The organism is Paraburkholderia atlantica, assembly GCF_000092885.1.
Lineage (GTDB): Bacteria > Pseudomonadota > Gammaproteobacteria > Burkholderiales > Burkholderiaceae > Paraburkholderia > Paraburkholderia atlantica.
The window spans coordinates 976,042-993,293 of the sequence record NC_014118.1 but is presented as its reverse complement, the minus strand read 5'-3'; the positions used below and the strand labels follow the sequence as shown (position 1 = coordinate 993,293).

Here is a 17,252-nt window from a genome sequence, read left to right as displayed (position 1 = left end):
CGCGGACGTCCCGCGTCAGAGCACACACCATGACGGAAGCCTTCGATCCGGACGGCATCGAGCAAGCGGTCTTCGTGGTCGGCGAGCACCATGCGACGCTGGACGAGCCGTGGTGCGCGGATCGGCGCGCGCGTCTGATTCACGTCAGCGAAGGCGTGCTGACGGTGCGCACGGAATCCGGCCGCTGGGTCGTGCCGCCCGCCCGCGCGCTGTGGATTGCCGCGAATACGCTGCACTGCCTGCACGCGAGGCGGCCCGTGCAGTTGTATTCGCTGTACGTCGCGACTGATTCCGCAACGAACGCTCCTTCCGACCCCGCCGCCGCCCCCGCGCCGCTACCCCCGCAGACCGGCGCGCTGATCCCCGACACGCTGGTGCAGGCGCTGCTCGCCGCCGCGGCCGATCTGCCGCACGATCATCCTCCCGACGAACCCGCCCGCCGTCTGCTGCAGGTGCTGCTGGATCGTGTCGCCGGCCTGCCCGCCGCGCCGCTCGGCCTGAACTGGCCGGGCGATCCGCGCGCGCAGCGCATCGCCGAGGCGCTCAGCGCGAATCCCGCGCAATCGCTGGTGCTCGAGGAACTCGCCGCGGCCGCCGGCGTGACCGCGCGCACGGCTGCGCGTCTGTTCGCGAAGGAAACGGGGCAGACCTTCGGTCAATGGCGCCAGCAGCTGCGTCTGCTAGCGGCGCTCGAACATCTCGGCGCCGGTGCGAGCGTCACGCAGGTGGCGCTCGAAGTCGGCTATAACGACGTGTCGTCGTTTATCGCGGTGTTTCGCGATGCGTTCGGCGACACGCCGGCGCGCTATTTCCGCTGACGCCATTCCGCAGTCACCGTGCGAGCGTCGCCATTGCGCGAAGACGAATCCGCGTCAATGCGCGCCGGCCGCATCGGGTCCGCCGCCGCCCTTGGCTGGCCGCGTGATCCAGATCAGCGGAATGATCAGCACGAAGATGATCGCCGATACAAAGAAGATGTCGTTCAAGCCCATCATCGCGGCCTGCGTATTCACGGTGAAATCGAACAGCGCATTTGCCGATTGCGGACTCAGATGTAGCACCGACTGCGTGTTGTCGATCTGCTGCCCGAACAACGGGTTGTCGACCGACGCCTGTTCGGTGAGCCGCACGTGATGCAGGATCGTGCGGTTGTTCCATGCGGTACCCGCGATCGACGTACCCACCGCGCCGCAGAACACGCGCACGAAATTCGACAGACCCGCCGCCGCCGGAATCCGGCTCTGCGGCTGGCCGGACAGGATGATCGCCGTCAGCGGCACGAAGAACAGCGCCATCGGAATGCCTTGCAGCAGCGTCGGCAGCACGAGGTGCCACGTGTCGATCTCGATCACGTACTTCGAGCGCATGTAGAACACGATCGCGAAGCCGACGAAAGCGACCGTCGAGATCACGCGCGCGTCCGAGTGCGGCAGCACGCGGCCGAGTATCGGCGCGAGAATGATCGCGAAGATGCCGAGCGGCGCGGTGACGAGACCGGCGTCGATCGAGCGATAGTTCAGATACTCCTGCATCCATTGCGGCAGCAGCACCAGATTGCCGAAAAACACCCCGTATGCAACCGAAATCGCGATCGTGCCGCCGAGAAAATTGCGCTGCTGAAAGAGCCGCAGATCGACGATCGGGTGCTCTTCGGTCAGCTCCCACACGAGGAAAAACGCAAAGCTGATCAGCGCGACGAGGCCGAGAATCGAGATCACCGGCGACGAGAACCAGTCGAGGTCCTTGCCCTTGTCGAGCATGATCTGCAGCGATGCGACCCACGTGATCAGCAGGCCGAGGCCGACCACGTCGATCGGCGGTTTGCGTGTCGGCGATTCGCGGGTGCGGTAGATCATCCACGTGACGCCGGCCGCGAACAGGCCCACCGGGATGTTGATGTAGAAGATCCACGACCAGCTGTAACTATCGGTGATCCAGCCGCCGAGCGCCGGACCCGCGATCGGGCCGACGGTGGCGGTCATCGCCCACAGCGCGAGCGCGGTCGACGATTTCTCTTTCGGATACGAGCCGAGCAGGATCGCCTGCGACAACGGAATCAGCGGGCCGGCCACCGCGCCCTGAAATACCCGCGCAAGCAACAGGATCGGTAGCGTCGGCGCGACGCCGCACAGCCACGACGCAAGCGTGAACGACAGGATCGCGCCGACGAACAGCTTCACCTGGCCGATGCGCTGCGTGAGCCATCCGGTCAGCGGAATCGCCACTGCGTTGGAGGCCGCGAACACGGTGATCACCCACGTGCCCTCGTCGACCGAGACGCCGAGGTTGCCTGAAATGGTCGGAATCGCGACGTTCGCGATCGACGTGTCCAGCACATTCATGAAGGTGGCGAGCGCGACCGCGATCGTCGCGAGAACCAGCCGGCCGCCTTCGAGAGGCGCGGGCGGCGGTGGTGGCGCGGGGGGCTGAGGCGGCGGCGCGGAATCAGGCGTGGCGTTGAGCTGGCTCAAACGGTGTTCTCCGGATGTTTTGCCTCGGACCGCGCGCCACGGCGGCGGGTCCATCGATGCGCAAAAGCATACCCGCATTCGCCCACCGGCGTCGGCCACAGCCGCGGCCGATGCGGCTCCCGGCGACGCGAACGCGGCACGCGGCGTATGCTCGCGGCTAAGGCTGAGCCACCCCGGGCAGAACCCCTAACCACGGAAAAAAGGACACCACCATGAGCTGGCAGCAATTCGAACACGGCTGGCGGCGCGCGCCGCACACGGCACCGCAGAACCCGCCCGCGACGAGCCTCGTCGTGCTGATGCACGGCGTCGGCAGCAACGCGCGCGATCTGATGCCGCTCGCCGACATCTGGAGCGAGGACCTGCCCGGCACGGCCTTCGTGTCGCTCGACGGCACCGATCCGTTCGACGGCGGCTTCGGCGGCCGCCAGTGGTTCAGCCTGCGCGACGTCGACGGGGCGAACCGCGAGGCGCGCGTCGTCGCCGCCTATCCGGCGCTGCGCCGCGTGCTCGATGCCGAGCTCGCGCATTGGCAGTTGTCTTTCGATCGGCTTGCGCTGGTCGGCTTTTCGCAAGGTTCGATCATGGCGCTGCATCACGTCGCGTCGAGCGCGGAGGGCGCGGCGGGCGTCGTCGCGTTTTCGGGGCGGCTCGCCTCGCCGATCGTGTCGTCGAACCGCGCGACGCCGCTCACGCTGGTCCACGGCGAGGACGACGAGGTGATCCCGGTGCGCGAACTCGAATTCGCGGCCGACGCTTTCAGCGCCGCCGGCTATCGGGTCGACGCCTACATGCTGCCCGGCGTCGGCCACACGATTACCGCCGACGGCGTCGCGCTCGGCCGTGACGCGCTGGAACGCGCACTGGGCAAGCTGTCGCGCGATTGACACAACGCCAATAGAAAGCGGCCCTAAAGATTCTGATGAGCTTGCCGTCATACGGGCAATAGCTTGAAAATCACCCCGCGCCGCGCGGGAAGCGCAACGCCCTGCGGGGCGTGTCGCGCGGCTTCGGGGACCCGGGGGCGCATTTCCAGACCGCCCAACACGGCAGATAACGACACATCAGAGCCTGCATATGGCCAGACCGGCGCCGCATTACCCGCTCTTTGAGCGATTGTTCCGCCACTCCGTGGCGGTGGATCTCGGCACGGCCAACACCCTTATCTATACCGATGACGGCGGTGTCGTGCTGAACCAGCCGTCCGTGGTGTGCTTCGAGACGCAGCCCGCGAGCGGGGCGAAACGGATCGCCGCGATCGGCGCCGAGGCGCGCCAGCTGTTAGGCCGCGCGCCGCGCAATCTGGAAACGGTGCGGCCGATGCGCCACGGCGTCATCGCCAACTTCTCCGCGGCCGAACACATGATCAAGCAATTCGTCGACATGGCGCGGCCGCGCTCGCTGTTCAGCCGGCGCGCGGCATTCACGCTGTGCGTGCCGGCCGCGGCGACCCACGTCGAGCGCCGCGCGATCCGTGAAGCGGCCGAGGCGGCGGGCGCGTGGAAGGTCAGCCTGATCGGCGAATCGCTGGCGGCCGCGCTCGGCGCGGGGTTGCCGGTGCGCGATGCGACCGGCTCGATGGTGGTCGACATCGGCGGCGGCACCACCGAAGTCGGCGTGATCGCGCTCGGCGGCACCGCGTACAGCGGCTCGGTGCGGGTCGGCGGCGACAATTTCGACGCGGCGATCATCAGCTACGTGCGCAATCTGTACGGCGTGCTGCTCGGCGAGCAGACCGCCGAGCACGTGAAGAGAGCGCTCGCCTCGGCCGTGCACGACGTGCCGCTCGAGCAGATCAACGCAACCGGCCGCGGCGTCGACGACGGGCTGCCGCGCACGGTGCAGTTGAGCAACCGTGATATTTCGGAGGCGATCGAAGCGCCGCTGAGCCAGGTGATCGGCGCGGTGAAGCGCGGGCTCGAATTGGCCCCCGCCGAACTCATCACGGACATCGCGTACAAGGGCATCGTCTTGACCGGGGGCGGCGCGCTGCTCCGCAATCTCGGGCGGCGCTTGAGTGAGGAAACCGGCCTCGACGTGCACGTCGCCGACGAACCGCTGACCTGCGCGGTGCGCGGCGCGGGGGCGGCGGCAGCGGCGGGGTGGGTGGACGAGGCCGGGGACGCGTGAGCGGTGGGCGGGGGTTTGGTTGTCTGCCGAATTGCATTCCGCGCCGTTCCATCCCGATGCCTTGGCGCGACATTTCCGCGTTTGCGAAAGCGCAGCTACGCGATATTGAGCCCGGTGACAACACCCGCGCGGCCCGATGATGGAAGCATGGGCGCCGCGCATCTGCGCACTTCATGAAGCAACGCGGCAGAGCGCGCTCATCGAGCTTGCCCTGGCCGAGGTCGTCGTGTTTTCGCTTTTCCGCGAACATCGCCGCGCGTGCATGCACCGGGTGACACCTAATCTTGCGCGCGCGGCGACCAGTGGATTACTCCCTCAGAACGCGCTGCAATTTGTCAAGAAACGATGCAGTCGTATGACTCCATAACTTAGGGTCAAACTGCGAGCCATATGCTTCTTCGAACGCGGTGTCCAGATTGTCGGAATGTGCTTTCCTGAAACGCTCGATTTCAACAAGGATGCCCTTGATGCTTTCTGTTGAGCTATCCCGTTTATAGCAACCTACGATAGCTTCGATGGTGCTTCCCCAGTACGAGCAATCCTCGTTGAGGTACACGCGTGTTTTGTTATACGCAGCGGGGCACGCATCCCGGTTGACCGCGCCCACAGACGAATCCGGTCGGCGTCGGCCATCATCACTTCCGAAATCGCTCTCTCAGCCGTTCTCTGATCTTTAAATGACGTCGCTGCTGGTATCCACGGTTCATCTTTGAGCCGTTGTCGCAACCACGCCTCATCTTTTCCCACATGCTTCAAAAGCGTATGGCCGCCGGTTCCGTTCAGCGTTCTTGCTTCATGCTCCATTATTCGCCAATCATGATCACCGTTCCCCCGATAAATTCATAAATATCGTACTCGCAATAATACTCATACGTTCCATTTTCATCGCGATCACGGCAATCGATATGGTGACTTACAACTAGTCACATTGACATCGCATCCTCATTTGCCAATATACCCGCCGCTGAAAGTGCAATTTCAAAGGTTATGCAACTAAACTCCGAGAGGGTGACGGCATCGGCAACTAGAAATGATATATCTCTATGCCTGATTCATGACGTAGGACCGCCCGTAGGCTATGGAGTGACTCGATCAACAGGGAAACTTGTGCCGTTGAGCGCGGTAAAAATGTTTATAAAGCGCGACTCTCATAACGGCAGGCCGTACTACATTCTCACAGCGTACCTCTTGCTGATACGACATTCCGAACTCCTCTCTGTAGCTGGTTCTGCTGAAAGCTACTTCCATTAATTTCTCCCGCAGCTCAAAGTTTGGCATCAAAGCTCAAGGGCTCTCCAGGCGAATTGTTCCCTCTGTCGCCACGCGTGGTCGGCGCACCTGCGGACATCTACCCGACGCGTCGCCGGAGCTTATGTGACAATACGCATCGCGTCCCATTTTCCAGGCCGCCGGCACGCTCGTATCCCACTGCCTGTTGCCAGCCCCGCGCGCCTTCGCGCGCCGATACCGCGCTGTCCGTAGACCACCCGTGAATCAATCCGTCTCCGCTTCGTCGCTGTCGTCATCGCCATCCTTCATCGAACTACGTAGCGGCTCGCGCATGCCTTACATCGAGGTCGGCGACGGCGAACCGCTGCTTTTCGTGCACGGCTCGTTGTGCGACTACCGCTACTGGCAGCCGCAACTGGCCGGTCTGTCGAAGCGCTATCGCTGCATCGCGGTCAGTCTCACGCATTACTGGCCAGTCACCGATAGCGCGGCAGAGCTGCCGTTCAGCTGGAGCAGCCACGCCGATGAAGTGGCGGAGTTCATCGCTGGTTTAGGCGCGGGGCCCGCGCATGTGGTCGGGCATTCGCGCGGCGGTTGCGTCGCCTATCATTGCGCGCGACGCCATCCCGAACACGTACGTACGTTGACGCTCGCCGATCCGGGCGGGCCGCTGCAGATCGCCGGACGTCCGCCAGCGAGCCTGCCGGAGCCGGTCAACGCATTGCGCGCGAAAGCGGCTCAACTGATAGAAAGCGGCGAGGTCGAAGCAGGCTTGCAACTGTTCGTCGATTCGGTGAGCCGCCCCGGCTTCTGGGCGATGAGCACGCCGGGTTTTCGCCGCATGGCGACCGACAACGCGCACACGCTCGCGCGGCAATTCCGCGATCCGCTACCCGCCTACGTGCCCGAGGACGCGGCCGACCTGCGCTGCCCGGTGCTGCTGATCGACGGCGAGAAAAGTCCCGACATGTTCCACCGCACGGTGACGGCGTTGCAGGGATGGTTGCCCGATGCGCGCCGCGAAACGGTACGCGGAGCGTCGCACGGCATGAACCTCGCGCATCCGTCCGCGTTCAATCGTTACGTGGATGAATTCATTCAGGCGGTGAGCGCGCGCTGAAGAAGTGAAACGAAGATCAACGGCGATCGGCCGGCGCGCGTCGCCGCCGATCGCCCGTTGACTGCATCAAGCCTTGCGATGCGCGTCCTTGTCGAGCGCGCGTTCGGCCGCTTCGCCGACGAGCCCGTGATAGTACAGATGCACGCCGATCGCGAGCGAATCGTTGCGGATTTCGTGGAACACCTTCCACGCCTTCACCGGGTCCGTGAACAACAGGTAGTGCGCTTCCCGCGCGATCAGATCCGCGACTTCATGCAGGCCGTGTCCATGCAGCACGTCGACGAGCGTGTCGAGACTGCGATGCGTGCGCGCGTCGGTGCGCGGATAGAGCATATGCAGCACCGCGACGTCCTGCGTCTTCAGCGCCGCCGACAACGCGACGACGATGTCCTGATGATTCAGCGCGGTGACCGTGTGGCCTTCGGTATGGACGTGATCCGGAAACAGAGTTTCGAGAGAGGCATTCATTTGTATTCGTCCTGCGTTTCTGTGTGATCAAAAAGCCCGCTTCGAATCGCGGGCCGCAAGCATCAATGCACACACCGAGTATCGCAGACGGACTCAGCCCAACGCAGTCTGCTGGCAGCAAAACATTGTTGCAGCTGGTGTTCCGACTTTCGAACAACTTTCATCGGCAGCGCGATGCCAGTGCCCCATGCCAACAACGAATGTTGCGCACGCGGAGATGGTCTGTTGCGAGCAATCGACGCAATCAACGACACGCCGGCCCGTAGAATGCGCGGCGGAACCTGAGCATGCCTGTACTGGTTCGAGAGCGCCGAGGTCGCGCCTCGCCGTATGACCGCGATGCATGCCGGTACGACTGCGGTATCAAGCAAAAGGAACACGTAGATGAACTCGAAGTCACACGCAACGCTGAGCTTTTCCGACAGCGACCAGACCATCGATCTGCCGATCTATAAGGGCTCGCTGGGCCCCGACGTGATCGACATCCGCAAGCTGTACGGCCAGACCGGCAAATTTACGTACGACCCGGGCTTCATGTCGACGGCGGCGTGCAACTCCGAAATCACGTATATCGACGGCGACAAGGGCGAGCTGCTGTACCGCGGCTATTCGATCGACAACCTCGCGCAGAACGCCGACTTTCTCGAAAGCTGCTACCTGCTGCTGAAGGGCGAACTGCCGAACGCACCGCAGAAAGCCGAGTTCGAGAACACCGTCAAGCAGCACACGATGGTGCACGAGCAGATGCACTTCTTCTTCCGCGGCTTCCGTCGCGACGCGCACCCGATGGCGATTCTGGTTGCCGCGGTCGGCGCGCTGTCGGCGTTCTATCACGATTCGCTCGACATCACGAGCCAGCAGCATCGCGACCTATCGGCGATCCGCATGATCGCGAAGCTGCCCACGCTGGTGGCAATGGCGTACAAGTACAGCATCGATCAACCGTTCGTGTATCCGAAGAACGATCTGTCGTACAGCGCGAACTTCATGCGCATGATGTTCGCGAATCCGGCCGAGGAGTACAAGGTCAACGACGTGCTGGTGCGCGCGCTCGACCGTATCCTGATCCTGCACGCGGACCACGAGCAGAACGCGTCGACGTCGACCGTGCGTCTCGCCGGTTCGTCGGGCGCGAATCCGTTCGCGTGTATCGCGGCCGGTATCGCGTGTCTGTGGGGCCCGGCGCACGGCGGCGCGAACGAAGCAGCGCTGAACATGCTGGAAGAAATCGGCTCGGTCGACAACATTCCTGAGTTCATCAAGCAGGTGAAGGACAAGAACTCGGGCGTGAAGCTGATGGGCTTCGGCCACCGCGTGTACAAGAACTACGACCCGCGCGCGAAGCTGATGCGCGAAACCTGCCACGAAGTGCTCGAAGAGCTGGGCCTGCACGACGACCCGCTGTTCAAGCTCGCGATGGCGCTCGAAAAGATCGCGCTCGAAGACGATTATTTCGTGTCGCGCAAGCTGTACCCGAACGTCGACTTCTACTCGGGTATCGTGCAGCGCGCGCTGGGCATTCCGACGTCGATGTTCACGTGCATCTTCGCGATGGCACGCACGGTCGGCTGGATTGCGCAGTGGAACGAAATGATCGCCGATCCCGAGCAGAAAATTGGCCGTCCGCGTCAGCTGTTCATCGGCGAGACGCTGCGCGAGGCGAAACCTGTCGCAAAGCGGTAACAGGCCGGATAGACGCCCAACAACGCGTTTAACGACGGTCCCGAACCCACGGCTCACGAGGCCGTGGGTTTTCTGCGTTCCGCGCATCCCGCCTGCACGTCCTGTGCCACCGAAAACGGCGTCAAAAAATGGCGCAAAAACCCGAAACTCCTACGCGATAACTTCGTCTCACGCCCTCAGAGCCTCTACAATCGGATGGGCTGGCCGGCCAACCGGAGCCGGCCAAGTCGGCCGACCCGGCGGCAAATCCGAGGCGAGACCCGAAGTGCAACTGAACGCAGCAGCGAATTCATAGGAGCGACCTTGAAACAGCAGCCAGAAGCCCTCGGCGGGCTGACCCACTCGGGCGGCGTCGATCATCGCGATCCCGAGCAGGACGGCGTCTTCATCCCGACGGAAAACCTCAACGTCGCGAGCGCCACGCAGCACGTGCTCAAGTCGGGCGACACCTTCATCGTCAATGATCCGCTGGGCGATATCACAGGCCACGACGACGGCCTGTTCGTCAACGACACGCGCGTGATGTCGCAACTGCGCCTGACCTTCGGCGGCCGCGCGCCGTCGCTGCTGTCGGGCAGCGTCAGCAGCGACAACGCCACGTTTACCGCGCATCTGACCAACCGCCCGCTGCCGCCGCTCGGCGGCGACAGCACGCCCGAAGGCGTGATCCACGTCCAGCGTGTGCGCGTGCTGTCGGGCACCGTGCTCAACGAGGCGATCGAACTCACGAATTACGGCACGCGCGATGCGACCGTGCCGCTGTCGATTTCGTTTTCCAGCGATTTCCGCGACATGTTCGAAGTGCGCGGCCTGAAGCGCGACAAGCAGGGTCGCGTGCAGCCCGCGCGTGTCGAGAATCAGGAGGTGCTGCTCGGCTATGTCGGTCTCGACGACGTCGCGCGCAACGTGCAGATCGCGTTCTCGCCGCAGCCGGACAAGCTGTTCGCCGACCGCGCCGACTACACCGTCAAGCTGCCCGCGCAGGCGTGCGTGTCGATCTACCTGTCGGTGGCCGTGCACGTGGTTCCGATGACCAGCAAGCCCGGCGCCGACGTATCGCAGCCGGTGCACGCGCTGAGCGAAGCGCATATGTCGCAGATCGACACGGAACGCCCGCGCGTCGGCCGTGCGGCGGTACGCGCGGCCTTGGTGGATGCCCACCTGGTGATGCGCGAGCGGCGCCGCGCGAGCGCGCGCGTGCGTTCGAGCAACCCGCTGTTCAACGCATGGATCGACCGCTCGTTCGCCGACCTCGAACTGCTGACGACGGATCTCGCGACCGGCCCGTACCCGTATGCGGGCATCCCATGGTTTTCGACCCCGTTCGGCCGCGACGCGGTGATCACGTCGCTGCAAACGCTGTGGCTGCAGCCGCATCTGGCGGCTGGCGTGCTGCGCTTTCTCGCCGAGCATCAGGCGCGCGAGAACTCGCCGTTTCGCGACGCCGCGCCGGGCAAGATCATGCACGAGATGCGCAAGGGCGAAATGGCCGCGGCCGGCGAAGTGCCGTTTGCGCTGTACTACGGCGGGGTCGACACCACGCCTCTGTTCATCGTGCTGGCGGGCGCCTACGCGGCTCGCACCGGCGACGTCTCGCTGATCGACGAGTTGTGGCCCGCGCTCGAACGCGCGGCGCAGTGGGTCGCGGGCGTGTGCGACAAGAACCGGTACGGACTGCTCGATTACCAGCGCGAATCGGATGGCGGCCTCGCGAATCAGGGCTGGAAAGATAGTCACGACTCGGTGTTTCATGCGGACGGGCGCTTTCCCGACGGCCCGATCGCGCTCGTCGAAGTGCAGGCCTATGCGAGCGCCGCGTTCGACACGATGGCGCGCTTCGCGAAGCTGCGCGGTCTGCGCGACGCGGCCGCGCAGTATGCGGAGCGCGCGAAGAAGATCCGTCGCTGCGTCGAAGAAAAGTACTGGATGGATGAGGTCGGCTTTTACGGCATCGCGCTCGACGGTCATGGCGAGCTGTGTCGCGTGATGGCATCGAACGCGGGGCATCTGCTGGCGTTCGGCCTGCCCACGCGCGAGCGCGGCGAAGCGTTGGTGCGCGCGCTCGACTCGACGCTGTTCCACACCGGCTGGGGCGTGCGCACGCTGGCGGCGAGCCAGGCGCGCTTCAATCCGATGGCCTATCACAACGGCTCGGTTTGGCCGCATGACAACGCGCTATGCGCGCGCGGGCTGTCGCGCTACGGCGCCAAGGCGTCGGCCGTGAAACTGCTGCAGGCGCTGTTCGAGGCGGCGGTCAATTTCGACATGCGCTTGCCGGAACTATTCTGCGGCTTCCCGCGCCGCCGCGGCGAGCCGCCCACGGCCTATCCGGTCGCGTGTTTGCCGCAGGCATGGGCGGCGGGCTCGCCGTTCATGATGCTCGAGTCGTGTCTGGGCATCACGATCGACGCCGAGCGCCGCGAAGTGTTGATCGAACAGCCGATGCTGCCCGAAGGTATCGACTGGCTCGAAGTCAGCGATCTGCGGGTCGGGGATGCGTCGGTGTCGATCACGTTCCGCCGGATCGGCGAGAAGGTGGTGGCGTCGGCGGAGCAGGGCGATGTGAGGGTGGTGGCGCTGCTTTGACGCCGCCCACGGTAGCGGGCATCGATGTCGGCGGGGACCGCAAGGGCAACCATCTGGTGATCCTGCGCGGCACCCGGATGCTGTGCAAACTCGGCAACGCGACCCCCGAACAGATGCTCGAGCGGTGCCGCGCGCACGAGGTGGCGGCGGTGGGCATCGATGCGCCGTGTCGTTGGCGAACGGGCGCCGCGGGAAGGCTCGCCGAGAAGGCACTCGCGCGGCAGCGCATCTTTTCGTTCGCGACACCGGCTCGCGAACTGGCGGCGGCCAGCAAAAGCGGCTTCTATGGATGGATGTTCAACGGCGAGCGCATCTACGACGCATTCGCCGCGCACTTTGCGCTTTTCGGCGGCGGCGAAGAAGTCACGGGCCGGGTGTGCTTCGAAACGTTTCCTCACGCGATCACGTGCGCTTTTGTCGGCACGGACGTCGCGTCCGCGAGGCAAAAAGGCCCGCAGCGCCGGGCAATTCTCGAACGGGAAGGCATCGCGACAGCGCCGCTGACATCGATCGACGATGTCGACGCGGCGCTATGCGCGTTGGCGGCACGTTATCTGCTGGAAGGCAGAGTCGATACATACGGTGACGAGTCGGGCGGATTCATCGTGGTGCCTCGACTTTGACGCTCACATTCTCGGAGGACGGGTGCACTTGGCACGACGTATTGGAGTATTGCTGCTATCCCTGGCGGCGTTGGGTTCGACCGCGGCGTCGGCGAACGACATTCAGTGTGCAACGACACAGCAACCCGCTGAGCGCGTCATTTGCGATCACGCGATTCTGAACAACGAGTACGACGACATCTTCGCGCAGCAACAGGCACTGCTCGGCAGCGGCAAACTATCGTCCGCGCAACTGGCGCAGTGGCGGCACGCGCGCAACGCCTGTATCGATGTGCACTGCGTGGATGGCGTGTTCGATAAGTGGAAGACGATGGCGCGGTCGCTCGAAGCGGGTCCTCAGGCGGCCGCGTCGGTCGTGGCGCCTTCGGAAACTGCGATGGCGCCTGTCGGACCCCATCCGGAAGCGCCTGCTGTCGCGTCCGCGCCTGAAGTGTCGCAGGCGTCCCAGGCCTTGCCGACATCGGAGGCTTCTCTGGTACGTCAAGGCAGTGCCGCCGGTGTGGCGCTTCCGCAGCCGGTCGCGCCAGAGGCTTCCGCGCCGCTGGCTGCCTCGGCGGCGCCCGGTGCAACCACCAGCATGACCGGCATGGCAGGCCTGGGTGGCGGCCTGATCGTAGTCCTGCTCGTCGCGCTCGGAGCTGGTTTGTTCTTCGCGCTTCGAAACCGGAGGAGAGCTTGAGCCGATTATCGGACGAGGAAGCCGTACGTTAGCGGGTCACGCTCGTCCACGATCCAGGTTGCGAAGCCGCAAACGTAGGCGTTGCCCTCGACCTCGGGGATGACCGCCTTGAAGTCGCCGACGGTCGTCTCGCTGAGTACACGCCCCTTGAAGACCGTGCCGATGATGGACTCGTTGACGAGCGTCTCGTTCATGGCCAGTTCGCCGCGCAGATAGAGTTGCGCGACGCGTCCGCCGGTCCCTGAGCCGGTGGGCGAACGGTCCACTTCACGGTCGGCGAACACGCAACAGTTGGCTTGCGTCGAGCCTTCGTGCCGCGGTGCATTGGCAATGATGGTCCCGTAGATGTGATTGATTTCCGGGATGTCCGGATGCTCAACCGGGTATGCGTCGTTTGCAGCCTTTTTGACCTCGGCGCCAAACTTGATGAGTTCCTCGACAGAAGACTCGCGGACTGCGAGACCGTGCGGCGCACCGTCCGTATAAAAGTAGAAGGCACCACCGAAGGCGATGTCACCCTTTACGGTGCCAAACGACGGCGTCTGAACCGTGACATCGCGCTTCCAGATGAACGACGGAACGTTCACGAAACGTACGTTGCCGGCGTGTTCACCATCCCATTGCACGAATGCCTCGATGAAACCACACGGAGCGTCGATGCCAACGCGCGTCTGCGGAATCTGGCGCTGAACCCAGCCCAACTCGACCGCCGCGGTGGACAACGCGATAACGCCGTGTCCGCAGTGGTCGCTATAACCCTCGTTGTGGACGAAGATGATCCCGAAGTCTGCCGTGGGACTAACGGGTTCGGTCAGGTATCCGCCGTACATGTCCGCATGACCACGCGGTTCGAACATCAGTGCGGTGCGAATGTCGTCGGCGTTCTCTTTCAGCCACGCGCGACGCTTGACGATGGTGTCGCCGGGAAGACGAGGAAGGCCGCTCGTAACGATACGGAACGCTTCGCCGCCGGTATGAACCTCGACTGTCGAAATAGTGCGAGTGATTTTCATGGGTGCGTTGGGGACGACTCGATTGAACGTTACTGCCCGTACGGCACCGGAAGGCCGTTTCTGATCACATAGACGGTCGTGGGTGCGCCCTTCAGATCGCCGTTTTCATCGAACGAGTAGGTGCCTGCTACGCCCTTATAGTTGGTCTTTGCCAACTGGGCGGTGAGCTTTGCCTTGTCGGTCGTGGTGCCCGCTTTGGCCATCGCATCGGCGAGCAGCTTTACACCGTCGTAATAGCTGACCGCATAGACCTGTGTGTCGGTGTTGAAGGCGGCTTTGTATTTCTGCAGAAACTCTCGGCCGGCTGGGGTTTTGTCGAGCGCAATGCCGCCCTGGGCGCAATACACGATGGAGGCCGCGTCACCAGCGACCTTACCCATGTCTGCCGAGCAAATGCCATCGCCGCCAAGCAGCTTGGCACGCAGTCCGCGTGCGCGCATTTGCCTGGCCATCGGCGCGCCTTGAGCAGCGTATCCGCCGAAGAAGACGACATCCGGATTTTTGGCCTTGATGCTGGTCAGAATGCCGAGGAAGTCAGTCGCCGACGAGTTCGTGAACTGCTGGTCCACGATCTGAATTCCGTTTGCCTTGGCCTCTTTGATGAACTGCTCGGCCACGCCTTGCCCATAGGCCGTGCGATCGTCGATCACGGCGGCGGTCTTGGCCTTCAATGTCTTGGCCGCAAACTGGCCCATCGTCCCGCCTAGCTGCTCGTCGCTCGCGCCGATACGGAAGATGTTCTTGAAGCCTTGCTTCGTCAGCGCCGGATTGGACGCCACCGGCAGCATCGGTACGCCGCCCGTGTTATAGACGCGCGACGCCGGAATCGCCACGCCCGAGTTGTACGGGCCCAGCACGGCGATCACGCCGCTGTCGACGAGTTTCTGCGCGACTTGAACGCCGATCTTCGGGTCTGCCTGGTCGTCTTCGGAGTCCAGTTTGAACGTTACCTTCTGGCCAGCTACCGTGACACCGCTCTTGTTGAGTTCGTCGATAGCGAGGCGGGCGCCGTTCTCGTTGTCCTTTCCGTTCGGCGCCTGCGGGCCCGTGAGCGGAGCGGAGTGCCCGAGGGTGATCACCGATTGAGCGTTGACGGATGCGCAGATGCCGGCGGCTGTTAGGACAGCCATTGCCATGACGACGGGTCGCATAAAGTCTCCAGGTGTTGGACCGAGGGTGACCAGATTAGCTCCGCTTCGTCGTCGGATCGCATTCGGGAAAACGCCAGGGTTTGTGAGCCAATGCGAGCGCACAACAGAAGTGAAGCTGTCGCTTCGCTGCTGCATTAAAGTTCTGATTGCGGCGGTTGCTCAATCCATTGTGGTCTTCATCATGGACATCTGACAGGAGGAGTCGTGAAACTGACCGATTTCGATGCACTGACTTTTGACTGCTACGGCACCTTGATCGACTGGGAGAGTGGCATCTTCGAAGCCCTGAAGCCTCTGCTGGAGCGAGCCAGCACGCCGCTCACGCGTGACCAGGTGCTGGAAGCCCACGCTCGCCACGAGTCGTCGCAGCAGAAATTCACGCCCGCGAAGCGCTATCAGGAACTGCTGTCCATCGTGTATAAGCGCATGGCAGAGGAGTGGGGCCTGCGCTATACCCACGAAGAATGCGTGGCGTACGGCCGATCGATCAGAAACTGGCCGGCATTCCCCGATTCTGCAGCCGCGCTGCAATATCTGAAGCAGCACTACAAGCTGATCATCCTGTCGAACGTCGACAACGAAAGTTTCGCCCACAGCAACGCCAGGCTGCAGGTTCAGTTCGACGCGATCATCACGGCGGAGGACGTCGGCTCCTACAAGCCGTCGCCGCGCAACTTCGAGTACATGCTTCAGAAGCTCGATGAGCGTGGCATCAGGAAGGAAACAATCCTTCACACGGCAGAAAGCCTTTTCCATGACCACAAGCCCGCGAACGAGTTCGGGCTGGCGTCGTGCTGGATTTACCGGCGTCATTCGCAGCCGGGCTTTGGCGCGACGATGGACCCGGGCTCGCAGCCGAACATCGACTTCCGCTTCAACAGCATAGCTGACTTCGTCGACGCCCATCGGGAAGCGCTGGTGAAGTGAGCTGATGGGTCGCAAACATCGAGGCCGAACTAGATTTTCTGGCTTGGGTGGCAAGTTCTTCTCATTTGTCGGAGGTGCGGCAGCCGACCAGAATGGTCTCCATCGGGGACACCAACGGTTCTCGCCAACTCACCTCAAGGAAATTGAACATGAAGCTGAAGAACAAGGTCGCGCTCGTCACGGGGGTACGTCGGGTATCGGTCTGGAAGTCGCCAAGCTCTTTCGCGCAGAGGGCGCCAAGGTCGCTGTGGCAGCAACTTTCGGCCGCATCGACATCGTGTTCGCAAATGCCGGCGCGGGCACCGCAGCTCCGCTGGAAGCCGTTACCCCTGAAATGATCAACGACCAGTTCGCGCTCAATTTCACCGGTCTGTTGCTGACCATTCAGAAGGCGGCGCCTTCGAAAGCGTGCTGACCCACGCAATGGCGCGCGGCAGAATCGAGCCGATCAACAGCTTGTAGTTCGCGGCGGCGTGCTGGGCGGAGCGATCGACGATCATGATGGAGGTCCTTGCGAAGTGACCGGCAATCGGCGTTACGCGGGCCGGCGTGCGACGATCAGTTTTGCGGTCATGTCCTGCACGATCTGGCCGTGCTGATTGATCGTTTTCGATCGCAGCGCGACGGTTCCCCGATCGGCGCGTGAGCGCGAAGGGATCAGTTCCACCACTTCGCTTTCCACGTGCAGGATGTCGCCAGGGCGCGTCGGCGTCTGCCATTCGATTTCGCAGCCGGCTCCGAGTACGCCGTTGATCAGCTTCGGGCCCTCGCTGACGAGCAGGCGCATCGTGATCGCCGCGGTATGCCAGCCACTCGCTGCGAGTCCGCCGAACATGGTGCCGCGGGCGGCTTCCTCGTCGAGATGGAATGGCTGCGGATCGAACTCCGCGGCGAACCGCTTGATCGCGGCCGCGCTGACTTCGTACGTGCCGGTAATGGAGGTGTCGCCGACCTTGAGGTCGTCGAAATAGAGCGCCTGCCGATTCATGAGCGTCTCCTCTTGAGCCAGGGATGCGGGAGACCGCCTCGTAGCGTTGGTATCCCGTGTGTCGTGCAGCTACTGTAGGGAAGGGCTCGGCGACGAGTAAGAGGGTGCCGCTGAATGGATTATTTCAGGCGGATCAATAATCGAACGGGCTGCGGGCGGGCCGGATTGCCGCGAGGTTAGCCG

At 63.4% G+C, this 17,252-nt stretch carries 19 protein-coding genes; 12 read left to right on the top strand and 7 right to left on the bottom strand.

Annotation, left to right across the window (positions count from 1 at the left end; translation table 11 throughout):
* Positions 1–29: 29 nt before the first annotated feature.
* Positions 30–818, top strand: coding sequence for an AraC family transcriptional regulator (locus BC1002_RS20495; RefSeq protein ID WP_013091904.1), 789 nt, complete (start codon positions 30–32; stop codon positions 816–818).
* A 54-nt stretch (positions 819–872) separates the two neighbouring features.
* Here BC1002_RS20495 and BC1002_RS20490 read toward each other — a convergent pair whose 3' ends face one another.
* Complete coding sequence (locus tag BC1002_RS20490) at positions 873–2,471, bottom strand: DHA2 family efflux MFS transporter permease subunit (protein WP_013091903.1); 1,599 nt, start codon at positions 2,469–2,471, stop codon at positions 873–875.
* A 212-nt stretch (positions 2,472–2,683) separates the two neighbouring features.
* Here BC1002_RS20490 and BC1002_RS20485 point away from each other — a divergent pair, with 212 nt between their 5' ends.
* From BC1002_RS20485 to BC1002_RS38290, 3 genes are all read left to right on the top strand, one after another.
* Positions 2,684–3,358 (top strand): alpha/beta hydrolase, encoded by a 675-nt coding sequence (locus BC1002_RS20485; RefSeq protein WP_013091902.1) that lies wholly within the window; start codon positions 2,684–2,686, stop codon positions 3,356–3,358.
* A gap of 190 nt (positions 3,359–3,548) precedes the next feature.
* Positions 3,549–4,601: a rod shape-determining protein gene (mreB, locus tag BC1002_RS20480; protein ID WP_013091901.1), complete on the top strand. Its 1,053-nt coding sequence runs from the start codon at positions 3,549–3,551 to the stop codon at positions 4,599–4,601.
* A gap of 136 nt (positions 4,602–4,737) precedes the next feature.
* Positions 4,738–4,968, top strand: a complete 231-nt coding sequence (locus tag BC1002_RS38290) for a hypothetical protein (RefSeq protein WP_162094068.1) — start codon at positions 4,738–4,740, stop codon at positions 4,966–4,968.
* Here BC1002_RS38290 and BC1002_RS20475 read toward each other — a convergent pair.
* On the bottom strand, positions 4,909–5,157 hold the full coding sequence (locus tag BC1002_RS20475) for a contact-dependent growth inhibition system immunity protein (RefSeq protein WP_041735321.1): 249 nt from the start codon (positions 5,155–5,157) through the stop codon (positions 4,909–4,911). The genes BC1002_RS38290 and BC1002_RS20475 overlap by 60 nt on opposite strands.
* Positions 5,103–5,405 carry an RNase A-like domain-containing protein gene (locus tag BC1002_RS39760; protein ID WP_157874721.1) on the bottom strand — a complete coding sequence of 101 codons (303 nt, stop codon included), beginning with the start codon at positions 5,403–5,405 and terminating at the stop codon, positions 5,103–5,105. Before BC1002_RS39760 ends, BC1002_RS20475 begins: the two co-directional genes overlap by 55 nt.
* Before the next feature lie 123 nt (positions 5,406–5,528).
* Here BC1002_RS39760 and BC1002_RS36465 point away from each other — a divergent pair, with 123 nt between their 5' ends.
* Together BC1002_RS36465 and BC1002_RS20470 are read left to right on the top strand one after the other, a co-directional pair.
* Complete coding sequence (locus tag BC1002_RS36465; RefSeq protein ID WP_337999504.1) at positions 5,529–5,852, top strand: RNase A-like domain-containing protein; 324 nt, start codon at positions 5,529–5,531, stop codon at positions 5,850–5,852.
* Positions 5,853–6,090: 238 nt separating this feature from the next.
* Entirely contained in the window at positions 6,091–6,951 is an 861-nt protein-coding gene (locus tag BC1002_RS20470; RefSeq protein WP_013091900.1) for an alpha/beta fold hydrolase, read from the top strand.
* A gap of 66 nt (positions 6,952–7,017) precedes the next feature.
* Here BC1002_RS20470 and BC1002_RS20465 read toward each other — a convergent pair whose 3' ends face one another.
* On the bottom strand, positions 7,018–7,419 hold the full coding sequence (locus tag BC1002_RS20465; RefSeq protein ID WP_013091899.1) for a hypothetical protein: 402 nt from the start codon (positions 7,417–7,419) through the stop codon (positions 7,018–7,020).
* A gap of 384 nt (positions 7,420–7,803) precedes the next feature.
* Here BC1002_RS20465 and gltA point away from each other — a divergent pair, with 384 nt between their 5' ends.
* The 4 genes from gltA to BC1002_RS20445 all read left to right on the top strand — a co-directional run bounded on the left by gltA (position 7,804) and on the right by BC1002_RS20445 (position 12,990).
* A complete protein-coding gene (gene gltA, locus BC1002_RS20460; protein ID WP_013091898.1) occupies positions 7,804–9,102 on the top strand; it encodes a citrate synthase in 1,299 nt (432 codons plus the stop codon).
* A gap of 303 nt (positions 9,103–9,405) precedes the next feature.
* Positions 9,406–11,688 carry an amylo-alpha-1,6-glucosidase gene (locus BC1002_RS20455; RefSeq protein WP_013091897.1) on the top strand — a complete coding sequence of 761 codons (2,283 nt, stop codon included), beginning with the start codon at positions 9,406–9,408 and terminating at the stop codon, positions 11,686–11,688.
* Positions 11,685–12,311, top strand: coding sequence for a DUF429 domain-containing protein (locus BC1002_RS20450; RefSeq protein ID WP_013091896.1), 627 nt, complete (start codon positions 11,685–11,687; stop codon positions 12,309–12,311). The genes BC1002_RS20455 and BC1002_RS20450 overlap by 4 nt, the downstream gene beginning before the upstream one ends.
* A 22-nt stretch (positions 12,312–12,333) precedes the next feature.
* On the top strand, positions 12,334–12,990 hold the full coding sequence (locus BC1002_RS20445) for a hypothetical protein (RefSeq protein WP_013091895.1): 657 nt from the start codon (positions 12,334–12,336) through the stop codon (positions 12,988–12,990).
* A 5-nt stretch (positions 12,991–12,995) separates the two neighbouring features.
* Here BC1002_RS20445 and lhpH read toward each other — a convergent pair whose 3' ends face one another.
* Together lhpH and BC1002_RS20435 are read right to left on the bottom strand one after the other, a co-directional pair.
* Positions 12,996–14,003, bottom strand: coding sequence for a trans-3-hydroxy-L-proline dehydratase (lhpH, locus tag BC1002_RS20440; protein WP_013091894.1), 1,008 nt, complete (start codon positions 14,001–14,003; stop codon positions 12,996–12,998).
* Between the two features lie 29 nt (positions 14,004–14,032).
* Positions 14,033–15,154 carry a branched-chain amino acid ABC transporter substrate-binding protein gene (locus BC1002_RS20435; protein WP_013091893.1) on the bottom strand — a complete coding sequence of 374 codons (1,122 nt, stop codon included), beginning with the start codon at positions 15,152–15,154 and terminating at the stop codon, positions 14,033–14,035.
* 204 nt (positions 15,155–15,358) lie between these two features.
* On the opposite strand from BC1002_RS20435, the gene BC1002_RS20430 reads away from it, so the two are divergent.
* Both BC1002_RS20430 and BC1002_RS36460 read left to right on the top strand, forming a co-directional pair.
* A complete protein-coding gene (locus BC1002_RS20430; RefSeq protein WP_013091892.1) occupies positions 15,359–16,081 on the top strand; it encodes a haloacid dehalogenase type II in 723 nt (240 codons plus the stop codon).
* A 43-nt stretch (positions 16,082–16,124) separates the two neighbouring features.
* Positions 16,125–16,496, top strand: coding sequence for an SDR family NAD(P)-dependent oxidoreductase (locus BC1002_RS36460; protein ID WP_238538002.1), 372 nt, complete (start codon positions 16,125–16,127; stop codon positions 16,494–16,496).
* 120 nt (positions 16,497–16,616) lie between these two features.
* Here BC1002_RS36460 and BC1002_RS20425 read toward each other — a convergent pair whose 3' ends face one another.
* Positions 16,617–17,069, bottom strand: coding sequence for a MaoC family dehydratase (locus BC1002_RS20425; RefSeq protein WP_013091890.1), 453 nt, complete (start codon positions 17,067–17,069; stop codon positions 16,617–16,619).
* Positions 17,070–17,252: the final 183 nt, after the last annotated feature.

Coding starts and splice junctions, on each gene's coding strand:
- BC1002_RS20425 (WP_013091890.1), bottom strand. CDS start 17,069: ATGAATCGGCAGGCGCTCTATTTCGACGACCTCAAGGTCGGCGACACC.
- gltA (WP_013091898.1), top strand. CDS start 7,804: ATGAACTCGAAGTCACACGCAACGCTGAGCTTTTCCGACAGCGACCAG.
- BC1002_RS20435 (WP_013091893.1), bottom strand. CDS start 15,154: ATGCGACCCGTCGTCATGGCAATGGCTGTCCTAACAGCCGCCGGCATC.
- BC1002_RS20485 (WP_013091902.1), top strand. CDS start 2,684: ATGAGCTGGCAGCAATTCGAACACGGCTGGCGGCGCGCGCCGCACACG.
- BC1002_RS20495 (WP_013091904.1), top strand. CDS start 30: ATGACGGAAGCCTTCGATCCGGACGGCATCGAGCAAGCGGTCTTCGTG.
- BC1002_RS20465 (WP_013091899.1), bottom strand. CDS start 7,419: ATGAATGCCTCTCTCGAAACTCTGTTTCCGGATCACGTCCATACCGAA.
- BC1002_RS39760 (WP_157874721.1), bottom strand. CDS start 5,405: ATGGAGCATGAAGCAAGAACGCTGAACGGAACCGGCGGCCATACGCTT.
- mreB (WP_013091901.1), top strand. CDS start 3,549: ATGGCCAGACCGGCGCCGCATTACCCGCTCTTTGAGCGATTGTTCCGC.
- lhpH (WP_013091894.1), bottom strand. CDS start 14,003: ATGAAAATCACTCGCACTATTTCGACAGTCGAGGTTCATACCGGCGGC.
- BC1002_RS38290 (WP_162094068.1), top strand. CDS start 4,738: ATGATGGAAGCATGGGCGCCGCGCATCTGCGCACTTCATGAAGCAACG.